Origin of the sequence: Mesotoga sp. UBA5825, assembly GCF_002432955.1 — a bacterium.
Lineage (GTDB): Bacteria > Thermotogota > Thermotogae > Petrotogales > Kosmotogaceae > Mesotoga.
Window position 1 is genome coordinate 3,671 of the sequence record NZ_DJHG01000087.1, and the last position, 3,162, is coordinate 6,832.

The 3,162-nt window shown below is 41.6% G+C and carries 2 protein-coding genes; one reads left to right on the forward strand and one right to left on the reverse strand.

What is annotated here, in order from left to right:
* Positions 1–261: 261 nt before the first annotated feature.
* Positions 262–1,989 carry a hypothetical protein gene (locus B3N33_RS08775; RefSeq protein ID WP_292593029.1) on the reverse strand — a complete coding sequence of 576 codons (1,728 nt, stop codon included), beginning with the start codon at positions 1,987–1,989 and terminating at the stop codon, positions 262–264.
* Positions 1,990–2,179: 190 nt separating this feature from the next.
* Here B3N33_RS08775 and B3N33_RS08780 point away from each other — a divergent pair.
* Positions 2,180–3,162: toll/interleukin-1 receptor domain-containing protein (locus B3N33_RS08780; RefSeq protein ID WP_292590828.1), on the forward strand; the 983-nt coding region annotated here is incomplete at its 3' end.

Sequence of the window (3,162 nt, forward strand, 5' to 3'; positions counted from 1 at the left end):
ATGGAGTCTGACCCTATTTAATCCTAAGATAGAGAAATCTTGCTCTTGATTTGTCCTCTGTAAGCCACTTGAGACCATCTTCTACGTAAACCTCGAAGTCTTTGCCCGGCTTAATTCTGTCCCTGTCGAACCAGGCCTCATGGCCTCTCTGCTCGAGATAGTTCTTTATTCTCTAGCGAGCTTGGCGTATTCATCATGACCGTAGCTTATGAATATCCTTAATGGTAACTTTTCTGGCATAGTCTTACCCCTCGTATAAATTCAGACCTTTGAAGGAACAATCTTCTTTCCAATTTTCTTGAACACATTATTTGTGTTTCTGAGGACAACCAGATCCTTTTCTCTGTCTTTCTCGCTCAGTTCTTCCCAGGGGCGTATGTCAACATGTATTTTCAGCTGGTCTCTGAGTTTTCTGTCCAGTTTCTTTCCATGGACGTAACCATTTATGAGTTTTCTGGCGAGCCATCTGTTATGTTCAACCTGCGCAAGGATCTGTTCGTTCTCAGGAAGGATCGCCATGAGGTCTACGGGATCTCTGGGATCATCTGACGACACTGCTTCGAGACCAAGCGATCTCAGCTTCATAGACAGATGCCGTGCTGCATAACGGTTTTCATCTTTGAAGTAGTCGGTCATTCTGCTCCATTCGACTTCAAGCTCTTTCTGAGGCAAATGAGAATAGATGTTGTGAATTTGCATTGCAAGATTATCACATTCTTCTTCATTCTTTATTGAGATGCCAGTTGGACAAGAACATGATATGCCTATCGAGTTCAAACTATCGAGAGATTCCTTCATTATCTCTGAGCCCTGGTAAGACGAGACGTCCACTAGCACTATTTTGGGAATCTCCAGATTCTCTTCTGCTTTGAAAAAGATCTGCCTTAGTTTTCTTGATATGAAGTCTATTTCCTGAACCTTTGGCCAAGTTATGAAACACAATGGAACATTTGAAAGCAAATTCGGGGCATCCATTTCAAGAAAAGCAAGCAAATCGACAGGCTGTATGTCGATCACTCTCTTTAACGAAGGGCAAATCCTTAGTAGATCTTCAATCTTTTTATCAACATTACAGTCAACCACAGTAACTCTCAATTTCTTCATATTGTTGAAGTGATACATCTGAGCTGCTTCAAGAACTATCCATTGTCCGAGAGCTTCAAGACCAAATAGTGCTATCTCAATTTGGCCTTTTCCCGCTGTTTCTATGAACTGATCCGGGCTGAAACTATCTACCGTCTGTGCGGCCATTCTCTGAAACACGCTGAATACATGAATGTCTATTCCTGTCGAGGGATCCTCCCCTTTGTAGCCTTTGAAGGTTTCGTATGATTTGAAGTCTTCAATCTGAAGCCAGATCTCTGTGCTACTCCGTTTACTGTTTCTGAAAAACTGCTCGATGTTCTTGAGCAATCGCATATTTATCGAGTCGTCGTTAGTTGCCAATATTATGTGAGCGGCTTTATTGATAGCAGAGATATTCAGAATATCAGTATCCTCAAGATTCCCAACAATGACTGGATTCTCTTCAAAAGTGCTGCACACATAACTCGGTGTATTTGAGTTCTTTAATAATACAAGTTTGCTACTTGGATAATCGGCTTTCACGCAATTAAGAAGATACTTGCAGGTTTCTTCACAACCGAAAACCACAACATGGTCTCTATAGAAAAGCCTTACTTTCAAGGACGTCGCAAAGCTTCTAACGACAGAAAACACAAGTGCTATGAATCCAAATAAGGTTATCCAGGGAGCGGTTATCCTTGCTATATCTAGGATCAAAGGAATTTCATAATCTCCTAGGTTAAGAATCTTTGCAAACCCTGGGAAAAATGTTTTCCATCTGAACAGTCCGAAAGTGGCTTCCAGCAATCCAAGAACCGACATATCCTTGCCGGCCAAATCGAAGAATTCCATCCAGCCTAAGAATCCAAGAACGAAGATGAGAGCCGCAACCGCACCAAGTATCAACCATTTTCTCAGTCTCAAACAAGCCACCTCCGGAGGAATTCCAGTGTGAGAACCTTTTTTATGAAACTGGATACTTATGACATTATTGTATAATAATGATCATAGATTATTACTTTTGTTACACTTCTAGCGGCACTATTTGCAACAAGATAGCCGGATGATGAACGAGTTGACAGGACTTCAGTAGGTATATCGAAGAGGTGTAATGATGACAAGCAACTCTTCGCAAGACTGGCAAGTATTCATATCCTGCAAAGTATCGGACGAAAATGATAAGAACACAAGAGACTGGTATATTGCGAAGGAGCTTTACGAGCTTCTAAAAGCGAATTCCATAAGGGTTTTCATGAGCAGTTTCTCGATTGAGGAACTGGGAGAATCAGCATACAAAGAAGTCATTGAAGAAGCACTCGATGAAGCGCGAATAATGGTAGTTGTTGGAACTACGAAGGGGAATCTTAATTCCAAATGGGTCAAATATGAATGGGACAGCTTTCATAATGAAATAATAAGTGGAAGAAAACTCAACGGACAGATTCTTACGGTGACCGATGAACTGGCTAACTCCGACCTCCCCTATGCACTTAGGTATAATCAGTCTTACAAGACTTCTGAAAAGGTAAGGCTACTCAATTTCATAAAGCGAAAACTAGAATCCTTTGATTTCCGACAATCAATTACGGTGGAAGAGATTGAAGAAGAAAAGACAGAAGAAATTGAAGAGGTCGGCTCAGACAGAATCGAAAAAGCAGATGAGAATCTGGAGACTGATGATAGAAGTAATGAAACATCAATAGATGTACCCGGGCATGAGTCAGAGGAAGCCTCAGCAGATACGAGTAGCGAGGAAACGAAAGAAGAGACTGAAGAAGAAAAGGCAGAAGAAACACTTCATGATATCCCGCAAGAAGCCCCCGAAGAAAAGAAAGAAGACGTCGTTTGTCCTGAGAAAGAGCAAGAGCAACAACCCCAAATCATTCAGCAAGACGAGAAGACGAGAAAAGACTACTTAGAAAGCTCCAGCCAGGAACAGCCTTCAGATATGTCTTTAAGCCCATCGCTATCGAGTCCTATCAGTAGGATCACAGAGGGAATGGTGTTAGTAGAAAAAGGTAGCTTTATTATAGGGGATGAAGTTGGAGACCAGGAAGTCTATTCTAGACCAATCCATGAAGTCTTACTGACGAATAG